General features: G+C 69.9%; 16 protein-coding genes. 9 read left to right on the forward strand and 7 right to left on the reverse strand.

All coding sequences use genetic code 11. From position 1 onward, the window contains the following. Positions 1-398: 398 nt before the first annotated feature. On the reverse strand, positions 399-3,527 hold the full coding sequence (locus tag H4W31_RS08425; RefSeq protein WP_192766146.1) for an AfsR/SARP family transcriptional regulator: 3,129 nt from the start codon (positions 3,525-3,527) through the stop codon (positions 399-401). 730 nt (positions 3,528-4,257) lie between these two features. Between H4W31_RS08425 and H4W31_RS08430 the strand changes: the two genes are divergently transcribed. The 7 genes from H4W31_RS08430 (at position 4,258) to H4W31_RS08460 (ending at position 11,209) form a co-directional block, all read left to right on the forward strand. Then, the gene (locus tag H4W31_RS08430) at positions 4,258-6,777 is read left to right on the forward strand and encodes a putative bifunctional diguanylate cyclase/phosphodiesterase (RefSeq protein ID WP_192766147.1); all 2,520 of its coding nucleotides are present in this window, start codon (positions 4,258-4,260) and stop codon (positions 6,775-6,777) included. Next, a complete protein-coding gene (locus tag H4W31_RS08435; protein ID WP_192766148.1) occupies positions 6,774-8,201 on the forward strand; it encodes a glycosyltransferase 87 family protein in 1,428 nt (475 codons plus the stop codon). The genes H4W31_RS08430 and H4W31_RS08435 overlap by 4 nt, the downstream gene beginning before the upstream one ends. Beyond that, positions 8,198-8,695: a fluoride efflux transporter FluC gene (locus tag H4W31_RS08440; RefSeq protein WP_192766149.1), complete on the forward strand. Its 498-nt coding sequence runs from the start codon at positions 8,198-8,200 to the stop codon at positions 8,693-8,695. The genes H4W31_RS08435 and H4W31_RS08440 overlap by 4 nt, the downstream gene beginning before the upstream one ends. A 22-nt stretch (positions 8,696-8,717) precedes the next feature. Then, positions 8,718-9,083 carry a fluoride efflux transporter FluC gene (locus H4W31_RS08445; RefSeq protein WP_192771940.1) on the forward strand — a complete coding sequence of 122 codons (366 nt, stop codon included), beginning with the start codon at positions 8,718-8,720 and terminating at the stop codon, positions 9,081-9,083. A 125-nt stretch (positions 9,084-9,208) separates the two neighbouring features. Further along, positions 9,209-9,844, forward strand: a complete 636-nt coding sequence (locus H4W31_RS08450; RefSeq protein WP_192766150.1) for a phosphoribosyltransferase — start codon at positions 9,209-9,211, stop codon at positions 9,842-9,844. A gap of 19 nt (positions 9,845-9,863) precedes the next feature. Beyond that, entirely contained in the window at positions 9,864-10,256 is a 393-nt protein-coding gene (locus tag H4W31_RS08455) for a TFIIB-type zinc ribbon-containing protein (RefSeq protein WP_192766151.1), read from the forward strand. A gap of 236 nt (positions 10,257-10,492) precedes the next feature. Next, positions 10,493-11,209 carry a maleylpyruvate isomerase N-terminal domain-containing protein gene (locus H4W31_RS08460; protein ID WP_318783091.1) on the forward strand — a complete coding sequence of 239 codons (717 nt, stop codon included), beginning with the start codon at positions 10,493-10,495 and terminating at the stop codon, positions 11,207-11,209. Positions 11,210-11,239: 30 nt separating this feature from the next. Here the strand turns inward: H4W31_RS08460 and dnaB are convergent, their stop codons facing one another. Beyond that, complete coding sequence (dnaB, locus tag H4W31_RS08465; RefSeq protein WP_225945447.1) at positions 11,240-12,607, reverse strand: replicative DNA helicase; 1,368 nt, start codon at positions 12,605-12,607, stop codon at positions 11,240-11,242. Between the two features lie 480 nt (positions 12,608-13,087). Between dnaB and H4W31_RS08470 the strand changes: the two genes are divergently transcribed. Then, entirely contained in the window at positions 13,088-15,634 is a 2,547-nt protein-coding gene (locus H4W31_RS08470; protein ID WP_192766152.1) for a hypothetical protein, read from the forward strand. 265 nt (positions 15,635-15,899) lie between these two features. Here H4W31_RS08470 and rplI read toward each other — a convergent pair whose 3' ends face one another. The 5 genes from rplI to H4W31_RS08495 form a co-directional block, all read right to left on the reverse strand. Then, positions 15,900-16,349 carry a 50S ribosomal protein L9 gene (gene rplI, locus H4W31_RS08475; RefSeq protein WP_192766153.1) on the reverse strand — a complete coding sequence of 150 codons (450 nt, stop codon included), beginning with the start codon at positions 16,347-16,349 and terminating at the stop codon, positions 15,900-15,902. A gap of 14 nt (positions 16,350-16,363) precedes the next feature. Beyond that, positions 16,364-16,603 carry a 30S ribosomal protein S18 gene (rpsR, locus tag H4W31_RS08480; protein ID WP_007073789.1) on the reverse strand — a complete coding sequence of 80 codons (240 nt, stop codon included), beginning with the start codon at positions 16,601-16,603 and terminating at the stop codon, positions 16,364-16,366. Between the two features lie 45 nt (positions 16,604-16,648). Beyond that, complete coding sequence (locus H4W31_RS08485; RefSeq protein WP_192766154.1) at positions 16,649-17,209, reverse strand: single-stranded DNA-binding protein; 561 nt, start codon at positions 17,207-17,209, stop codon at positions 16,649-16,651. 82 nt (positions 17,210-17,291) lie between these two features. Continuing rightward, a complete protein-coding gene (gene rpsF / locus H4W31_RS08490; protein ID WP_192766155.1) occupies positions 17,292-17,582 on the reverse strand; it encodes a 30S ribosomal protein S6 in 291 nt (96 codons plus the stop codon). A gap of 337 nt (positions 17,583-17,919) precedes the next feature. Further along, complete coding sequence (locus H4W31_RS08495; RefSeq protein ID WP_192766156.1) at positions 17,920-18,579, reverse strand: hypothetical protein; 660 nt, start codon at positions 18,577-18,579, stop codon at positions 17,920-17,922. Between the two features lie 186 nt (positions 18,580-18,765). On the opposite strand from H4W31_RS08495, the gene H4W31_RS08500 reads away from it, so the two are divergent. Then, entirely contained in the window at positions 18,766-19,542 is a 777-nt protein-coding gene (locus H4W31_RS08500) for a deoxyribonuclease IV (protein WP_192766157.1), read from the forward strand. The last annotated feature ends 2 nt before the right edge of the window (positions 19,543-19,544 follow it).

Raw genomic sequence — 19,544 nt, forward strand, 5'->3', positions numbered from 1 at the left:
CAAGCGGCGGTGGGCGGTGGGCGCTTGTGGCTGGTAGGGGATCCTGTCGCAGAGCAATGCGAAGTAGCCGCCGCAGTGGCGGCGGACGAGGCAGGGGCTGAGTCCACCAACGATATTGGAGTTCGACGCGGGTGGGTGAGGAAGCGGTCGTCAAGTCCGTACGCCTTATCGTGGGTGCTGCACGATAGTTGTACGACGCCGCCCGCTTCCTCACCCCTGTCCCGTTGGCGATGATCGGGGGACGGTCATCGCCAACGGCCCCCTGCCAACCGATCGAGCGATCCCCCCGTAGCTGACGAAGAGAACCTACGCCGACGAGCGATAAGAGACCGATACGCGGTCGATATTTGTCGAACCCGCCAAGGCCGCGATCCCGATCAGTCGCGGATACCGGCGGATCAGCGATCACCAACGGAGAACGTTCTCGCGGCTCTCGTGCCGTCATCCACCGATGGAGTGACCAACCTGGCCAGGCGACGCTCGACCTCGAAGCGCTCGGGCACGCCCATCCTGCGAAAGATGGCCAGCGCCCGCTCCCAGTGCCGATGGGCCTCGATCAGGTCAGTCGGCTCCAGGTGGCTGGCCATCGCAGCCAATGCCCGACCCTGCTCGTATGGGTGACTGATTCGGGTTGCCAACTCAAGAGCTTGCCGATGCATCTCCATTGCGGATTTGTGATCTTCAAGCAGGTTCAGGGTGAGACCTAGACCGTTGAGGGCCCCCGATTCGGCGTGTCGCTCTCCTGCTTCCACGGCGAGACGCAACGCGACTCGGTCCTGCCCCTCAGCGTTATGCAGCTCGCCAAGTCGTCGGTAGGCCGTAGCCAGATCACTGCATACCTCCGCTTCACCGTAGTGAGTTCCTATCCGCTTTCTGAGCATGATTGACGCCTTGAGTAACCGAATCGCCTCTCGTTCGTACCCCATACGCAAACGGGCCCCGCCAATCATCCCCAACGAGTTTGCGATCTGAAACTGTTCCTTGTCTTCACATGCCTGCTGCAAGCCTAGCCGGTGAATTCGCAATGCCTCCGCGTACCGGCCAAGACGGATAAGAAATAGGCCATGATTGAAAGAGGCCGTGGTTATCGGTTTTTCGTCGGGACGCCCGAGGGAAATTGCCTGACGATTTTCATCGATTGCCTCATCTAGCCTGCCAAGCAACCAGTAGGCCACGGCAAGGTTACTCTTACTAACGGCTACGCCACCGGTGTCGCCTATCGTGTGGCGGATCTTGATCGCCATCTTTAGCTGCGCGACCGCCTTATGATAACTGCCAGTTCGCACGTAAGCAGACGCCAGATAGTTGTACATGGTGGCGATAGCCGAGGTGTCCTTCAGTCGCTCCGCCGCACGGAGCCCGTGTCCGTGAGTTTCTAGGATGTCGTCAAAATATCCACGCGTGTAGTAGAAGCGCCAGGCTGACCGGGCAAGCCGCCACGCATATCCGTCGTGACCCGAATCCTCAGCAAGGCGTACGAGCGATCGGATATTTGATCGCTGCTTTTCTATCCAACTGCCGTCTATGGGCCGGAGTACGGCAATCAGATCTGAACGAAGCGCTTGTCGCAGCTTGACCGCGGTTGCCAACGAGATGGCCTCGAGGGGATCGGTCACGGACGACGTGGCGTGGAGGTAGTGGTCCAGGACCCCATCGATCGCCGCCTGCCGTTGATCTGGAGGGTCGATGGTGGCGGCCAGACCGCCGGCGTACTGGCGTAGCAGGTCGTGGAGGCGAAACCTGTCCGCGACCGGCTCCTCGACCAGATGGGAGTCGACCAGCTCCCGGATGGCCATCTCGGCCTCTGACAGCGGTAGGCCGGTCAGCGCCGCAGCGGTGGTCCCCTGGAAGAACTCGCCCGGATAGAGGCCGAGCAGTCGGAAGACTCGCTGCACTGACTTTCTGAGCGGCTTGTACGACAGGGCGAAGGCGCTGGCGATGTTCTGGTCCTCGGCGGAGATTTCGCCGAGCACCGTCGTGTCCCGGCCGAGCCGCCGGGCCAAATCCGCCACCCGCCAGCCGGTTCTGTGCGCGAGGCGGGCACCGACCAGCCGGATCGCTAGCGGAAGGTAGCCGCACCGCTCTACCACCGCGGCGGCGGCCTCCGGCTCGGCATACACCCTGTCCCGGCCAGCAACCGTCGCCAGCATGTCGATCGCCTCGTCCCGGCCGAGGCCCGATAAGGAGTTGGGCGGGATGCCATCGCCAGCGAGCAGCCGACGACGGCTGGTCACCAGAACGAGCGTGCCCGGCGCGGACGGCAGCAATGGGCCTACCTGCTCACTACTGCCCGCGTTGTCCAGCAACAGGATCGACCGCCGGGCAGCGAGTTCCGAGCGCCACAGGGCAACTCGATGGTCGAACTCGGGTGGAATCCGGCCCGCCGGTACTCCGAGTTGCCGGAGGAGTGTCACCAATGCCGTGGACGGCTCCACCTGGCCGTTCACGCTGTGGCCCCGCAAGTCGATGAATAGCTGCGCGTCGGGGTAACGGCTGGCCAGCCGGGTTGCCATGTGCACCGCCAGCGCGGTCTTTCCGATTCCGGCCATTCCGTCGATGACCTGCACCACCGCCGTGGTTGCCTCCACACCTTCCACTGCCTCTACTAACCGACGTACGGTCTCCGCGCGGCCTGTGAAGTCGGCGAGCGGTCGGGGCAGCCAGCATGGCGGAACCGATGCCGCTTCACCGCGACCGTCCGGATGGGCGGGTGCAACGGCCGACGGCAACGGCCGGTCGGAAGCCTGCGGCCGGTCGGACTGATCAGCATTGTCCAGCGCGGGGTCGCGGTGGAGTATCGCCTGGTGTAGCCGCTGCAGCTCGGCACCGGGCTCAATCCCAAGATGCTTGACCAATGCCGACCGGGCGGTGGTGAAGGCGGTCAAAGCGCCGGACACGTCCCCTTTCTGGTACAGGGCTCGCATCAGTAGCGTGTGGCCGTGCTCCCGCAGTGGGTAGGTCCGAAGGTGCTCACGGAGGAGCGCGATGACGGGCTGAGGCTGCCGCAAGGCCAGGTACACCTCGGCCCGTTGATCGACCAGCCCGAGCCGTTGCTCCGCTACGGCGTCACGACGTGCCGAGAGCACTGGTCCGAGTGGCGCCCCAGCCAGCATCGGCCCCCGCCACAGCCCTTCCGTTCGGGCAAGCAGATCCTCGGCGGCGGGTAGGTCCCCACGCGCAAGCGCCTCGCCCGTGTGCCGGCAGCCGTCCGCGAACCGGATCAGATCGACATCATCCGGTCGGATCCGAAACTCGTACCCGGATCCACGGCGGACGAGAAGTCCCCTGGTCGTGCCGATCCCGTCAAGCATCCGCCGCAGGTTCGCCGCGTAGCTGCGCGTGTTCGCGACCGCAGACGCCGGCGGGTCCTCGGGCCACAACTCGTCGACCAACTCCTCCAGTGCGACCAACCGACCCGGTCGTACCGCCAACGTTGCCAGCACCGTCTGCTGCTTCGGCGTGCCGAGCGGCAGGGACACACCGTCGGCGACCACCTCCAACGGTCCGAGAAGCCGAACCTCGATCATCGCAGCCCCAAGTCAGGCAAAAAGGACGAGGTGAGTTGTCACCCGGTGCAGCCTATCGAACACCAGGGTCATACATTCACTAGCATCATTTTCTTCACACGAGTGCTGGGCGTCGCTGATTTGCATGCATTGAGGGCATCCTCCGGAATAACGTATTTTGCCTCGCCATCCGCAGACACAGGGTCAGCGAGTGGACACGAAGCGAGTTCTACCAGGTCACCCGATGGAGGACGGCCCTCGCCGCGACGACACTCGACGCCAACCGAGTGGAGTCCACGACACCACAAGTCCCACCGCCACCCTAGGTATGGATCGAGCCGGAATCCTGTGACTCCGGCTTAGATCTTCCAATGCACCGGCAGAGCGGGTATCCCGGAGGGAAGCACCGGGCTACTCCCAGGCGGTAGCACAAGCAGGGCCGATCGGGCGCGCTGAGTTCCCATATATGGACAGAGCGTGACGAATGTGGTGCCACTTGACTAATACTGAGCATAGCGACATTTATTGTCGCTAACTATGCCCTACTCCCTTAAGCTTCGCTCATTGCTTGAGGACGTCTGCAACAGGGACCATTTCCGGCAATTCGGGGGTAGACGGATACCTTCCAACGAGGGGAGAAGCGGCCATGCGCGCGAACGACTGGCTGTAAGCACGACACGATCCGTCACAGGAGACGTTCGAGTTGCTACCGTTACAGACCACAAGGGTTCGGTGACGTTCAGGAACCGGTGTGAGTCGAGGACAGCGAAACGACAACGGGACCGATCAGCGGCTGCTGCCGCTCCTCGGTCTCGTCGCTGTTTCCGCAGGTCTAGCGACGGTCCTGTCTCTGTTGGCTGCCCCCACGCCCCCCAGGTCCGTCAACGATCTGGTGATGGTTCTGGCGCTCATCCTAACGATCACGGTAAGCGCCAGCGTGAAGGCACCAGTTCGGATTCGCTCCACCACCCATGCCATCACCTGGAACGAAACAGCGATCGTGATCGGCGTCGCCGTAGCCCCAACCTCATGGGTGGTGCTGTGCACCGGAGTCAGCCTGATCATCTCAAGTCGCATTCATCGTTCACCCTTGGTTAAGGCGATTTTCAACATCAGTAAGAACATGCTCGTAGCCGCCGCGGCCGGCACGACCCTGGCACTGATCCACTGGGAATGGTCCTCCACCGGTTTGGACCAGATGATCGTTCCGGTGGCTCTGGCGTACGCCGTCGCGGCACTCGTCGACGAGATTGTCGCCATGCCGGTGATCGCGCTCGCGACCCGGCGGAAGATCCTTCGGCAGTTCACCGCGAATTGGGATCTCAGACTCGTCGGCTACGCGGTGCGCTTCGTGGTCGCCCTGCTGACGCTGATACTCCTTCGGGCCGACGTTCGGCTGCTCGTCGCGGTACCACCGCTGGCCCTCAGTCTGCACCTCGCCTATTCGACGCGGGTTCGGTCCCGAGCCGAACGCCAGGCCTGGCAGCGGCTGGCCCATACCACCGACGCACTCAACGTGGTCGACATCAACGCCGTACTGCACACCGCCGTCGCACAGGCCGCCAACCTCTTCTCCGCCGACGAGGTGGAGGTGGAGCTGCAGGCCGATCAACGCACGGTACGGGGCAACAACGAGACGATCACGTACGACGGCTTCGGCACCCAGCCCTCGTTCATCAACGGGTCAGTCATCCCGATGGAGATGAAGGGGTACGACGGCAGCGCGGTCGGGATGCTGCGGCTGCGGTTCCACGGGCCGGTGAAGCTCTCCGAGCGGGAGCAGTACACCCTCCGTACCTTCGCCTCCGCGCTCTGCACGGCGGTACGCAACGCCTCGGCGTACGCCGAACTGAACCGGGTGGCCGAGGAGCACGCGCACGCAGCCGCCCACGACGCGCTGACCGGCCTGGCCAACCGCCGGCACCTGCTCGACCGTGGCGCGGAACAACTCGGCCAGCGCCGCTCCGAGGGGGTCATCGCGCTCCTGCTGATCGACCTGAACCACTTCAAGGAGGTCAACGACACGCTCGGGCACGCCGCCGGGGACCGGGTGTTGATCCAGGTCGCCGAGCGGTTGCGTACCGCCGTCCAGGGTGACGACCTGGTCGCCCGGCTGGGTGGGGACGAGTTCGCCGTACTCTTCCACGGCCTGCCCGCCCCGGCGGTCGCCGCGCACCGGGCCGAGTCCCTGCTCACCGCGCTGCACGAGCCGATCGAGCTGGACGGGATGCGGATCAGTGTCGAGGCCAGCGGCGGCATCGCGGTCGCACCCAGCACCGGCGGGATGACCGAACTGCTGCGCCGCGCCGACGTGGCGATGTACCAGGCCAAGCGGGCCGGGCGACGAATCTCCACGTACGCCCCGGCCCGGGACACCGCCGACCTCGGCCGGCTCGCACTCGGCGGCGACCTGCCCCGGGCGGTGGCCGACCACGAGTTCACCGTCAACTTCCAGCCGATCGTCGACCTCGGCAGCGGCGAGGTGGTGGCCGCCGAGGCGCTCGCCCGGTGGCGGCACCCGGCCCGGGGCACCATCGACCCGCTCCGGTTCCTGGAGACGGTGGAACGCTCCGGCCTGCTGCCGGCGTTCGCCGAAGCGGTCCTCGACCAGTCCCTGATCGCCGCCCAGTCCTGGCGGGAGGCCGGCTTCGACCTACCGGTGGCGGTCAACGTCTCGCCGCGCAGCCTGCTCGACGCCCGGTTCCCCGGCGCCGTGCTGGCCCGGCTACGGGCCCACGACCTGCCGCCCGACCGGCTGGTGCTGGAACTGACCGAGACGCTGACGCTCAGTCAACTGGAGGTGGTCGACCAGGTCCTCGGCCAGCTCCGGGACGCCGGGATCCGGCTCGCCCTCGACGACTTCGGCACCGGCTACTCCTCACTGTCGATGCTGTCCCGGATCCCGGTGCACGAGTTGAAGATCGACCGCGCGTTCGTCACCGCGATGGAGACCTCGGCCGAGGCCACCGCGGTGATCCGGTCCACCGTCGACCTCGGCCGCAGCCTCAATCTGGTGGTTGTGGCGGAGGGCGTGGAGAGCGAGCCGCAACGGATGGCGCTCTGGGAACTGGGCTGCTCCGCCGGGCAGGGCCACCTCTTCGCCCGACCGATGCCGGCCGCCCGACTCCTCGCCGCCCTGCACCAGGGCGCGGGTGGTCGCCCCGGCACGCTCGCGCCCGCGCTGCACGACGAGGGTGCCGTGGTCCGGCTGTCACCCGGCCGGCGATCCGGTCCACGCCGAGTGGAGCGTCTGCCACACTTGCCGGCGTGAAAGCAGCGGACCATCAGGCGGACGGAACGGAGCTCCCGCCGCCGTCGTCGGACGGCCGCCGGTACTGGAACCGGGCCGACCGGGCTGCCGGAGGGCTCGCCGCCGACCTGGTGCTCTACGCCCTCTCGGCCGCCTTCGCCGCCGTCACCGCCGCCACCTCCACGCTGCTGCCGCACCGGGCCTGGGGCGCCGTGGCCGGGTTCGGCTACCTCGCCGCCACGCTCGCCGTCCTCGGCCAACTCCTGGCCCGGCACCGGCATCCCGGCTCCCGGCTCGCCGGTACCGCCGCCAGGGGCGTACTGACCACGGTCGTCTGGACGGCGACCGCGCTGGTGCCGATGGTCTGGCAGGCCGTCGAGCGGGCCGGTGGTCGGCCGGGCCGGGCCCAGGAGGAGGTGCTGGTGATCGAGCGCTCCGGCGCGCGGCTGCTCGACCACGGCACCCCGTACCTCGGGCGGGACGCGATCGCCGCGCTGCCGGGCGGGGACCAGCTACTCGGCTACACCCCGTACCAGCCCGGGATGGCGATCTTCGGCCTGCCCCGGGCTCTCGCCGGCGCCGCCTGGTGGACCGACGCGCGGATCTGGTTCGCCGTCGCCACCGCCGCCGCGCTCGGCGTCGCCGTGGCACTGCTGCGCCGCAAGGTCCGGACCATCGCCGCCGGACCGTCCGAGGCGTCGAGGACGGCGCATCCGGCCCGGTCCGCCGCCGCACCGGTACGCGCCGGGCTCCGCGATTCCGCCCTCGTCCGGGCGGTGCAGCTCGCGACCGTACTGCCGGTCTGCGCGTTGACCCTGGCGACCGGGGGCGACGACCTTCCGGTACTCGCGCTCTGCCTGCTCGCCCTGGCCTGTGCCGCCCGGGACCGGTACCTGGGCGCCGGGCTCGCGGTGGGGCTGGCCGCGGCGCTGAAGCTCTTCGCCTGGCCGGTCGCGCTGGTCCTGCTCGTGCACGCCGTGATCCGGAGCCGCCGGGCCGGTGCCCGGCTGGCGCTCGGCGCGATCGGGCTGCCGATCGCCGCACTCGTCCCGGCCCAACTGGTCGACTCGGCGGCGCTGGTCGAGAACGTCCTGCGGTTTCCGCTCGGCCACGGCCTGGTGACCAGCCCCGCCCAGTCGCCCTTCCCCGGTTACCTGATCGCCGAGGCGCTGCCCGGCGGCCGGGTGATCGCGGCCGGGCTGCTCGTCGGGGCCGGGCTGCTGATCGCCGTCCTGCTCGTCCGCCGCCCGCCCCGCACCGCCGCCTCCACCGCCCTGTTCTGCGGGTACGGCCTGCTCGCCGCGATCCTGCTGATGCCCTCGACCCGGTTCGGGTACCTGCTCTACCCGGTCGCCTTCCTGGCCTGGGTACCCGCGCTCCGGCTGGCCGCAACGCCGGCCGAGGCGTCCTCCGCCCCGACCCCCGTGGCGGCGTCCACGTCGTGAGTCCGTCCCGTCCCCGTCCCACCGAACCGACCGGAGCGACCGGAGCGGCCGAGCCCGACGTCCCGGACGAGCCGGTCCCGCCGCGCCGGCCCAGTCCACCGGTGGGTCGGCCCCGCTGGGACGTGATCGCCGTGGTCGCGCTCGGCGGGGCGCTGGGTTCGGCCGGCCGGTACGGGCTTCTCCTGCTCTGGCCGCACACCCCCGACGGCTTCCCCTGGGCGACCCTGGGTACCAACCTCTCCGGCTGCGCGCTGATCGGACTGCTGATGCGGCTGGTCAGCACCCAACTCGCCGCGCACCGGCTGGTTCAGCCGTTCTTCGTCACCGGGCTGCTCGGCGGGTTCACCACCTTCTCCACGTACGCGGTCGAGACTCGCGGCCTGTTCGCCGCGGACCGGCCCGGCCTCGCCCTCGGCTACCTGGTCGGAACGCTGGCCGGAGCGCTCGTCGCCGTACGCGTCGGAATCTGGGCGGCGGACCGGGTGCGGTCATGAGCGGGCGGGTGGGGCGCCCGTGCTGACCTGGGCGGCGGTGCTGCTCGGCGGCGCGGTCGGCGCGGTCGCCCGGTTCGGCGTCAACTGGCTGGCCGCGCGGGCGTCCCGACCGCCGCCCTGGGCCACCTTCACCGTCAACGTCGTCGGCTCGCTGGTGCTGGGCCTGCTGGCCGGTGTCGGAACCGCCCTTCCGGGCTGGGTCGGCGCACTCGTCGGCACCGGCTTCTGCGGCGCCCTGACCACCTACTCGACCTTCGGCTACGAGACGGTGCAACTTGCCGGCAGCGGACCGGCCGGCCGGGGTCGGGCCCTGCTGAACGTGGTGGCCACCCTCACGGTGGGACTCGGCGTCGCCGCCCTTGGCTGGTACCTCGGAAGCCGGCTCTGACCCGTCCGGACCTGGGGCTGCCGGGCTGGACGGTCGACGGCCACTGGATCGACGATCGGCGCCCGGGGCCGGACTTTCTGTGCCGTCCGCCGGCAGGGCGCGCCGACGGGGCGTAGACCTGAGACATGAACGCGACCTATCGGGATCGGACGGCCGCCGGGACGGTACTGGCCGACCTGCTGGCCCCGGTCGCCGGCCAGCCGGACGTCGTCGTCCTCGGCCTGGTCCGGGGCGGCGTGCCGGTGGCGGCCGCCGTGGCGGAACGCCTCCGGGCGCCGCTCGACGTCCTGGTGGTCCGGAAGCTCGGGCTGCCGCAGGCGCCGGAGGTGGCCTTCGGCGCCGTCGGCCCAGGCGGGCTGCGGGTGCTCAACGAGGAGATCGCCGGCCGGCTGGACCCGGCGGAGATCGACACGGTGGTCCGGGTGGAGACGGCGGAACTGGAACGTCGCGAGCGGCGTTACCGGGCCGGCCGGCCCCCGCTGCGCCTCGACGACCGGATCGCGGTGATCGTCGACGACGGCCTGGCCACCGGCGCCACCGCCCGGGCGGCCGTGGGGGTGGCCCGGCAGCTCGGCGCCCGCCGGGTGGTGCTGGCGGTCCCGGTCGGCGCCCCGGAGGCGTACGCGGTGCTGAGCCGAACCGCCGACGAGCTGGTCTGCCCGGCACGCCCGGCGGACTTCGGCGCGGTCAGCCGCTATTACGCGGACTTTCACGAAGTGTCGGACGAGGAAGTGGTGGCGCTGCTGACGGGCTCTGGGTGATTCGACCGGGTACCGTCGAGTGATGCAGATGACCTGTCCGAAGTGTCGTGGCGACATGCGTCAGTACGAGCGCAGCGGCGTCACGGTCGACCAGTGCACCGAATGTCGTGGACTCTTCCTTGACCGGGGCGAGTTGGAGAAGCTGTTCGAGGCCGAGGCCAACTGGAGCCAGAAGCAGGCGCCGGCGCCGCAGCAGCCGTCACACGCCCCTGGTGGTGCGTACCCGCCGCCGGCACCGCACCAGCCGGGTTACGCGGTGCCGAGCCACGTACCGCCGCCACCACCGCCGGCTCACGGCTACCCGCAGGCCCCCGCTCCGGCCTACGGGCAGCACCAGCAGCAGCACCACGGCTACCACGGCCACTACAAGCACAAGAAGCGTAAGGGCTTCCTCGACGACTTCTTCGGCTGACCGGCCCGCCGGCCGGCCGGATCCGATCCGGTCCCGCCGGCTGGCAGCCTCTGGGGATCCCCGTGCTCAGGTGTCAACTCCCGCGCGTCGCCGACGGGTGGGTGCACATCCCTGAGCATGGGGGTCTTGTGCTTTAGGTCCGGTTCCGCGTCAGCGGCACCGTGATTGGCTAGGCTCGACGGTTGACCGGGGCGGGCGGACCGGTCGGCCCTCCACCGAGGGAGAAACCGGGCGGGGTGAGCGCGCTGGACGGGTTGGCTGAGGGAGATACTTCGCGGTCGGCGGTTCCGGTGCCGAGCTGGTTCGCGCTCGCGACGGCGTACGACGGGATCACCGCGACGGTCGACGGCCTCGCCGACCCGGACCTGCTCCGGCCGACACGCTGCCGGGGTTGGTTCGCCGTCGATCTGCTCTTCCATCTCGTCTGCGACGCCCAGCGGGCGCTGGTCGCGCTGGCGAGCCCGGCGGACGGACCGGCCGACGTCGACGGTGTCAGCTACTGGCGGTCCCCGGATGATCCGGACGAGGGCCGGCACGCCTCCTGGGTACGCCGGTGCGCCGCCGCGTTCGACCGACCACGCGGAGTGGTCCGGCTCTGGACGGACACCGCGCCGGCGGCGGTCCGGGCCGCCCGAGCTGCCGACCCGCGCGGGTACGTCGCCACCCAGGGACACGTGCTGGCGGTCCCGGAGTTCCTCGCCACCCTGGTCACCGAGGCGGTGGTGCACCACCTCGACCTGATACTGGATCTTCCTGACGCTCCGGAGCCGGATCCGGGCAGCGTCGCCGTCGCGGTCACGACCCTGGACGGACTGCTCAGCGACGAGGCCGTACGCCCCGCCGACTGGTCCGACGTCGACTACGTCCTGAAGGCGACGGGGCGGGTTCCGCTCAGCGAGCACGACCGGTTGTTGCTGGGCGAGGCGGCCGGCTGGATTCCGCTGCTCGGCTGAGCCCGGCACGTCGCCCGGTGGACCGGCGGCTCAGACGATCGCCATGTCCACGAAACGCGAGAGGTGGAGCTGCGCCGCGACGGTGACGGTGTCGGTGGGCCCGTTCCGGTGCTTGGCGACGATGAAGTCGGCCTCGCCGGCCCGGGGCGACTCCTTGTCGTAGTAGTCGTCCCGGTGCAGCAGGATGACAACGTCGGCATCTTGCTCAATTGACCCAGATTCTCGCAAATCGGACAACTGCGGACGCTTGTCGGTACGCTGCTCCGGCCCACGGTTCAGCTGGCTGACCGCGATCACCGGGCACTCGACCTCCTTGGCCAGCAGCTTCAGTCCTCGGGACAGCTCCGCGACCTCCTGCTGACGACTCTCGGTGCGCTTGGGCGAACTCATCAGCTGGAGATAGTCGACCACGATCATCTTGAGGTCGTTCCGCTGCTTGAGCCGCCGCGCCTTTGCCCGGATCTCCATCAGGTTCATGTTCGGGGTGTCGTCGACGAAGAGCGGCGCCTCGCTGATCTCGCCCATCCGGCGGGCCAGCTTGGTCCAGTCGTCGTCCGAGAGCTGCCCGCTCCGCAGTACGTGCAGCGGCACCCGCGCCTCGGCCGAGAGGAGTCGCATGACGATCTCGACCTTGCTCATTTCCAGCGAGAAGATGGCGCTGGCGCAGTTATGACGGATCGCCGCATTTCGGGCAAAATCCATCGAAGCGGTACTTTTGCCCAAGCCTGGACGGCCGGCCACAATGATCAACTGGCCGGGGTGCAACCCGTTGAGCAGCCGGTCAAGGTCGGTGAAGCCGGTCGGCACCCCGGTCATCACGCCGCCCTGCGCACCGACCGCCTCGATCTCGTCGAGCGTCGGCTGGAGCATGTCGGCGAGCACCGCGAAGTCCTCGTTCACCCGCCGCTCGGTCACGTCGTAGACCGCCTGCTGGGCCAGGTCGACCACGTCGTCGACGTCGCGTCCGCCGCCGTTGGCGGACCCGTAGCCGAGCTGGACGATCCGGGTGCCGGCCTCGACCAGGCGCCGCAGCACCGCCCGCTCGCCGACGATCCGGGCGTAGTAGGCCGCGTTGGCGGCGGTCGGCACGCTGGCGATCAGCGTGTGCAGGTACGGGGCTCCGCCAACCCGGCCCAGGTCACCTGCGTCGGCGAGGGCGGCGGCAACCGTGATCGCGTCGGCCGGCTCACCACGGCCGTAGAGGTCCAGGACCGCGTCGAAGATGGTCGCGTGCACCGGTCGGTAGAAGTCGTTGGACTTGAGGATCTCGACGACGTCGGCGATGGCGTCCTTGGACAGCAGCATGCCGCCCAGTACGCACTGCTCGGCGGCGATGTCCTGCGGCGGTGTCTTGTCGAACTGCCCGTCGCGGGGGGCGGGACCGTCGGTCGACGGCATGGAGGACCTCGCCTCTCCACGCACGTCGTCGGTGACCGACACTGGCATCCCCCTCCGCCACCCCGGCTGTCCTAGCGAACCGCCGACGTACGACAGTTTTCCGACCGACCCGTGGATCGGCCCCGCCTGTCCGGGCCGGTCCGGCCAGCCGGCACGACCGGGGGAAGTCGGTACGACGTGGCGAGGTCAGGGCGCAACCATACGGAAGACGAGCTCAACGGCTCAACCACGTCGGTGGACGGACCTCGGGACAACCTGTGGACGGCTGGCTGCGGGGTGTGCGCAGCCCTGTGCACAGGCTGTGGAAACTGACTGGGGAAGATAACCTGTACCGGCTCTGACCTGCACAGACTCGGTCCCCACCTTGTGGAGGAAAGAAACAGGTCGAATTAGGGTCAGCGGGACGGCGTATCATCGGGCGACGGCAATCTTGTGTACGACTCCTCGCGATCGATCTACCAGAAAGGTCACGCTCCGGCCGTGGACCATCGGGACCGGGGGCGGGGTGAGCTCGCCCCACACGAGCGGCAAGACAGCGACGGCTGGGGCGACCCAGCGAGCCCTTGGCCGGGGGATCCGTACTCGCGTCCGGACGGCAGCCACCGCACCCCCAGCCGTCGGCGCGCCCGCCACCGTGGCGCACCGGATCCCGTCGACAGCTACACGCCGCCGTGGGCGCTGGAGTCCACCCCGCCTAGTCAGGCGGACGCCGCAGCCGGCGGCGGGGACGGCGGACGGCACCATCAGCCGGATCCGGCGGGCGAACGCGGCGCCGGGCGGCGACGCGCCGAGCCGGACGTCGGCTGGGAGGGCATGGACGAGTACTGGCGTGCCCCGCGCCGTACGAGCGACGAGCCGGTCGCCGACGGCGCCACGGACAACCGCTGGCGCGGTACCGGCGAAACCGTCGGTTGGCGACGGGCGCCCGACACCGGGGCCGACGATGCCGGGACCGGCGACGTCGGGGCCACCGGCAGGCACGGTAGGAATCGCGAGGACGCCGGACGGCACGCGGACGACACGACCGGCGGCTGGCCAAGGTCCGCCCCGGTCTCCGGTGCCGCCCCGATCTCCGGAGCCGGCGAGCGCGGCAGTTATCCCGGTGAGTCCCCCGAGCGACCCGGCCGCGGCCGGCGGCGCCGGGCCGACCCGGAGGTGGACGGATCCGTCGCGCCCACGTCGGGCTGGGGCGGCGGGGCATCCGCCGGCTCCTGGACCGAACGTGGCGGCCTGGACGATTCGGTACGGAGCGACGACGGTCCCCGACGGCACCGGACCGGTACCCCCGGTGCTGGTTGGCGGGACAGCCCCGAGACCGACACCCGGGGCAGTTGGCACGGCCGCACGGGTGAGCCCGACGGTGGTTGGCGGGACCACACGATGGAACTCGGCGCGGGGAGCCGGGGGCGGGTCGAGCCGGATCGGACGGACGGCCGCCCTGCGGTAGGCCGGCGGCGGGCCCGACCCGAGAGCTGGGACCGCGACGACCCGAGCCTGCCGGACCGTCCCGCCGCCAGCGGCACCTATCCGCGCGACCGGGCCGGTGAGGATGCGCCCACGGCCGCCCCGCGTCCGGGCACCGCCGCGTCGGCCGAACCACCTCCGGCGGATCCGGCCCCGGAAGACGGCATGACGAAGCCGACCGCCCGCTGGGTGCGGTCGGCGACCGAGGCCGATCCCCGGGCCGGCACCGACGTCCCGCCCCGGCGCTCCGAACGTCGAGCGGGCCGGGCCGACGGCGGCGCCCGCCCGTGGGAGCGGGAGCCGGACGCCGAGCCGGTACGCCGGGATCGGGACACCGGGCCGGTACGCCGGGGCCGGGACACCGGTGCCGCACGCCGGTCGGACGACGACCCCGGGGTAGCGGGTCGGCCGGGCGACGAGCGTGGCCTACCCCGGTGGCAGGGGCCGGCCGACAGCGGTGGTGGCTCGGGTCGGCACGCCAATCCCGCCCCGGATCGCCGCCGCCTCGACACCACCCGCCGGAGCCGGCACACCGACCCCGGTCCCTGGGACCAGTTCACCGACACCGGCATGCTGGAACCGGTGACCGACGCCGGACCGGTGAGCAGCCCCAGCGTCGGCCGACGACGCGACCGGAGCACCGACAGCAGCCGGTGGGACCAGCTCACCGACACCGGCATGCTGGAACCGGTGACCGACGCCGGACCGGTGAGCAGCCCCAGCGTCGGCCGACGACGCGACCGGAGCACCGAGACCAGCCGGTGGGACCGGTTCACCGACACGACCGAATGGCGAAACGGCGAGCTCGCCGGACTGGCCGGCGACGCCCAGGCCGAGGAGGCCGGGCGTACCGGAGTCGATCGAGACGACGCCTTCTGGTCCGGTACCAGACTGGCCGGCGACGACCCGCGCTGGATGGGCATCCCCGACTCGGCGCCCCGGTCCCCGGCCGTCGCCTATCCTCCGCCGGCCCGGCCCGCGGCGCCGGCACGGCGGCGGCAGGACGAAGCCACGACACCGACACGGCGGCGGTCCGAGCCGGTGAGTAGTCGGGCCCGCGCCGGTACGGCAACCTCCCCGCGTCGCGCCGGTGGGCCAGACCCGGTGTCGACCGGGCGACGTTCGGCCACTGGCCGCCGGCCGACGTCGAGCAGCGCTCGGCGTCAGGCCAGCCCGTTGAGTCGACGGCTCGAGGATGACCTGCTCGACCCTCGACCCAGCGGCCCACTGACCGCCGTCCTCTACACCGCCGCCTGGTATGGCGTAGCGGTGCTGGCCGTGTTCGTCTGGGTGCTGACGCTCGACGCCAGCGTTCCGGTGGACTGCGTGCCCGGCGCGGTGGGCGGGTGTGAGTCCGAGCGGGGGCAGGCGACGGCCGCGCTGCTGGACGGGGTGCCCCGGTTCGCCGCCGCGCTGGCCACCGGTCTCGTGGTCGCCGCCCTGATGCGCTGGTTGAACCGCACCTGGCGGGCCGTGACCGTGGGCCTCGCCGCCTCGGTCGTCGGCGGAGGTCTCTCCACGGTGCTGTTCAGCGTGATCAGCGGACGGCCCCTCGGCGGCTGAGTTGCCCCTCGGCGGCTGAGTTCGCCTCCGGCCATCGCCGGAACCCTCCGGCCATCGCCCCCAGACCCCTCGGGCCAACGCCCGGAACCCTCGGGTCACCGCCCGGCGGGGCCCCTGTTCGACTAAACCGGCACGCCCACCGTCCCAGCCAGCAGCCGGACCTCGCCCGGCCGGAACCGCGGATGGCGGCGGCCGGGCCGTCACCGGGCCGTGGAAACGGTTCAGGGGGTGCCGTCCGATCGGACGGCACCCCCTGAACGTGTCGTTACTTGCCCGGTACGACCTTCAGGTCGAATCGAGCGGTCACCTCGGGGTGCAGTTTGACCCGCACCTGGTGGCTACCGATCGCCTTGATGGCGCCCGGCAACTCCAGCCGACGCCGGTCGAGGGACGGCCCACCGGCCGCCTTGACCGCGTCCACCACGTCGCCGGGGGTCACCGAACCGAAGAGCCGCCCGCCGTTGCCGGCACGCGCGGTCAGGTTGACCTTGAGGCCCTCAAGCTGGGCCTTGACCTCGTTGGCGTGGCCGAGGTCCCGGATCTCCCGAGCCGCGCGGGCCCGCTGAATAACCGTGACCTGCTTTTCCGCGCCCTTGGTCCAGGCGATCGCGAAGCCCTGCGGCAGCAGGTAGTTACGGCCGTAGCCGTCCTTAACCTCGACGATGTCGCCCGGGGCACCGAGACCGGATACCTCCTGGGTAAGGATGATCTTCATATCGGCGCCTCCTCTCAGCGGGCCGTGGCCGTGTACGGCAGGAGCGCCATCTCGCGGGCGTTCTTGACCGCACGGGCGATCTGCCGCTGCTGCTGCGAGGTAACCCCGGTCACCCGCCGAGCGCGGATCTTGCCGCGGTCGGAGATGAACTTGCGCAGCAGCGCGGTGTCCTTGTAGTCGATGTAGGTGATCCCGTCCTTGTCGAGCGGGTTCACCTTCTTCTTTGGCTTGCGCAGTGCCGCAGCCTTCGCCATTGCTCTTGCTCCTGGTTTGCGATCTCGAGTGTTAGGCACCCGATATCAGAACGGGGGCTCGTCGTCGAAGTTTCCGCCGCCGCCCGAACCAGCAGGGCGCGAGGCAGAAGCAGCTGGTGCCGCCGTGGCCCACGGGTCGTCGAAGTTTCCTCCGCCGCCCTGGCCACCACCAGCACCGCCGCCACCACCGCCGCCGGAGGCGCCGAAGCCACCACCGCCGGAGCGCGACATCTTCTGCACCTTCGCCGTGGCGTACCGCAGCGACGGGCCGATCTCGTCGACCTCCAGCTCGATGACGGTGCGCTTCTCACCCTCGCGGGTCTCGTAGGACCGCTGCCGCAGCCGGCCCGACACGATCACGCGAGCGCCACGCTGCAACGACTCGGCTACGTGCTCGGCGGCCTGCCGCCAGACGGTGCACGCAAGGAACAGCGGCTCGCCGTCCTTCCACTCACCGGATGCCTTGTCCATGAACCGGGGCGTCGAGGCGACCCGGAACTTGGCAACCGCGGCACCAGACGGGGTGAAACGCAACTCGGGGTCGTCGGTCAGGTTGCCGATGACCGTGATGGTGGTATCTCCTGCCATGACCATCTCCTCGCGCACTCATCAGTCTCCGCCAGTGAAAGGCTGCCAGAGCAGTACGACAGGACTGATGAGGCTGATCCGGGCGTGCCGGGAAAACGCGTCAGCGCGTTTCCGGCCGGATGACCTTGGTGCGTAGCACGGACTCGTTGAGTCGCAGCTGCCGATCCAGCTCGGCCACCGCCGCAGGCGACGCCTGCAGATCGATGACGGCGTAGATCCCCTCGGCCTTCTTGTCGATCTCGAACGCGAGGCGCCTACGGCCCCACACGTCGAGCTTCTCCACCGAGCCACCCGCGGTCCGGATCACGTTCAGGTACGTGTCGAGCGACGGGGCGACGGTGCGCTCCTCGAGGCTTGGATCGAGGATGACCATGATTTCGTAATGACGCAAGACGTTCCTACCTCCTCTGGGCTAGCGGCCACGGTCCATCCGTGGCAGGAGGTCATGCGTTTGTTGCCGCACGTGTCGGGAGGGATCCCGGAGCGTCACGGACAACCTGAGCAGAATACCCGGTGTGCCGGTACCGGGCACCGCCGGTACCCCCGGTGGTCAGTGCCACCAGGGCGGCAGCAGGAACCCCTCCCGGTCGTGGTGACCCGGGAAGGGCTCTTCCGTGCAAAGCCGCGGGGCGCATCCCGTCCGCATTCTTTGGGTGGGACCTGGGGAGGAACGACCACACCGATGAGTTGGACGAGAGGCGCCCCGCGGAGCCTATTCTATTGTCATCTTACGCGACAACAGTCCGTGTTGCACGTTGAGCGAGAATAGCCCGAATTGCGCCTGCTGAGACGCCGACCACACAGACGGTCGCGATGAGCGCCAGCAGGCCGACCGGCCCGGCTGGCCGTACCGGATCGACCGGGCGGACCAGTTCGGCCGGAGCCCCGCCGAGTCGGTCGGGCGGTGGGTGAGCGCCGGGCATCGCGTTCAGCGGCGCATCGGTGCTCATGAGGCCGGCCGCATCGGGACCATGCGACGGCGACCCCACCTCGACCCGTACGGCCGACTCGGCGGGGAAGACACAGATCGGTCGCAGCGCCAGCGACACCGGACCGTGGTGGAAGAGCAGATCCGCCGACGATCCGGCGGGCAGTTCCCCACGCGCCACGCCGTCCAGCAGCAGCCGGGCACGCCGGCCCGTGTCGTTGACGACCCGCACCGTGCTCTCCGGCGGAACGGTGATGCTGGTCGCCTCCGACGAGGAGACGCAGCGCAGCGCACCCGGGCCCGAACTGCCGAACGTGACCACCCGATCGGTCTCCCGTACGCCCATGCCGGGCGGCGGGGCCGGTTCGGCCATCGCGACGCCAGACACCAGCGGTGGCGTACCCGCGACGAGCGCGGCGACCGCGACGGAGGCACGACGACGTCGGAGCGACAGGGTCACGTCTTTCCTTTCTCGGCAACACGACCCGACCCGGCCGGAGTGCCGGGCGCATGGATCTCACCTGGAGAAACGATCCACCGATCGATAGGTGACGCGGGTTACGCCCTGCTTTTGGCAGACCCTGGCGAGGGGTGGTGGGGCCTGCCCCTCCCCGCCAGGTCACCGGCGCGACGTAGGCTCGCCTTCATGCGTATCGGAGCCCATGTCGATGCCACGGATCCGTTGGACGAGGCGGCCCTCAGGAAGGCGGACGCGGTCCAGTTCTTCCTCGCCGATCCGCAGGGCTGGAAAGCCCCACAACCACGGGCGGACGCGGCACTGCTGCGCGGCTCCGAGGTGGACGTCTACATCCACGCGCCGTACGTCATCAACCTCGCCACCACCAACAACCGGATCCGGATCCCGAGCCGCAAGCTCCTGCTCGGCCACGCCGGTGCCGCCGCGGAGGTCGGCGCCAAGGGCCTGATCGTGCACGGCGGACACGTGAACGCCGGCGACGACCTCACGGTCGGGTTCGACAACTGGCGCAAGGCGTTCGCCCAGGTCGCGGAGTCCGGTGGACACGGCGTACCGGTGTTCATCGAGAACACCGCCGGTGGCGACAACGCCTGTGCCCGACGGTTCGACAACCTGGCCCGGCTCTGGGACGCCGTCGGCGAGTACGGCGTCGGTTTCTGCCTGGACACCTGCCACGCCCATGCCGGCGGGGAGGACCTGCTCGACATCGTCGACCGGGTCAAGGCCATCACCGGCCGGATCGACCTGATCCACGCCAACGGTTCGAAGGACTCCTTCGACTCCGGCCGGGACCGGCACGACAATCTCGCCAACGGCACGATCGACCCCGACCTGGTGGTCGAGGTGGTCCGCACTGCCGGTGCCCCGGTCATCGTCGAGACGCCGGGCGGGGTCGACGGCCAGGCCACCGACATCGCCTACCTGCGCGACCGCGTGGGCCGGTAGGG

Origin of the sequence: Plantactinospora soyae (genome assembly GCF_014874095.1) — a bacterium.
GTDB classification, from domain to species: domain Bacteria; phylum Actinomycetota; class Actinomycetes; order Mycobacteriales; family Micromonosporaceae; genus Plantactinospora; species Plantactinospora soyae.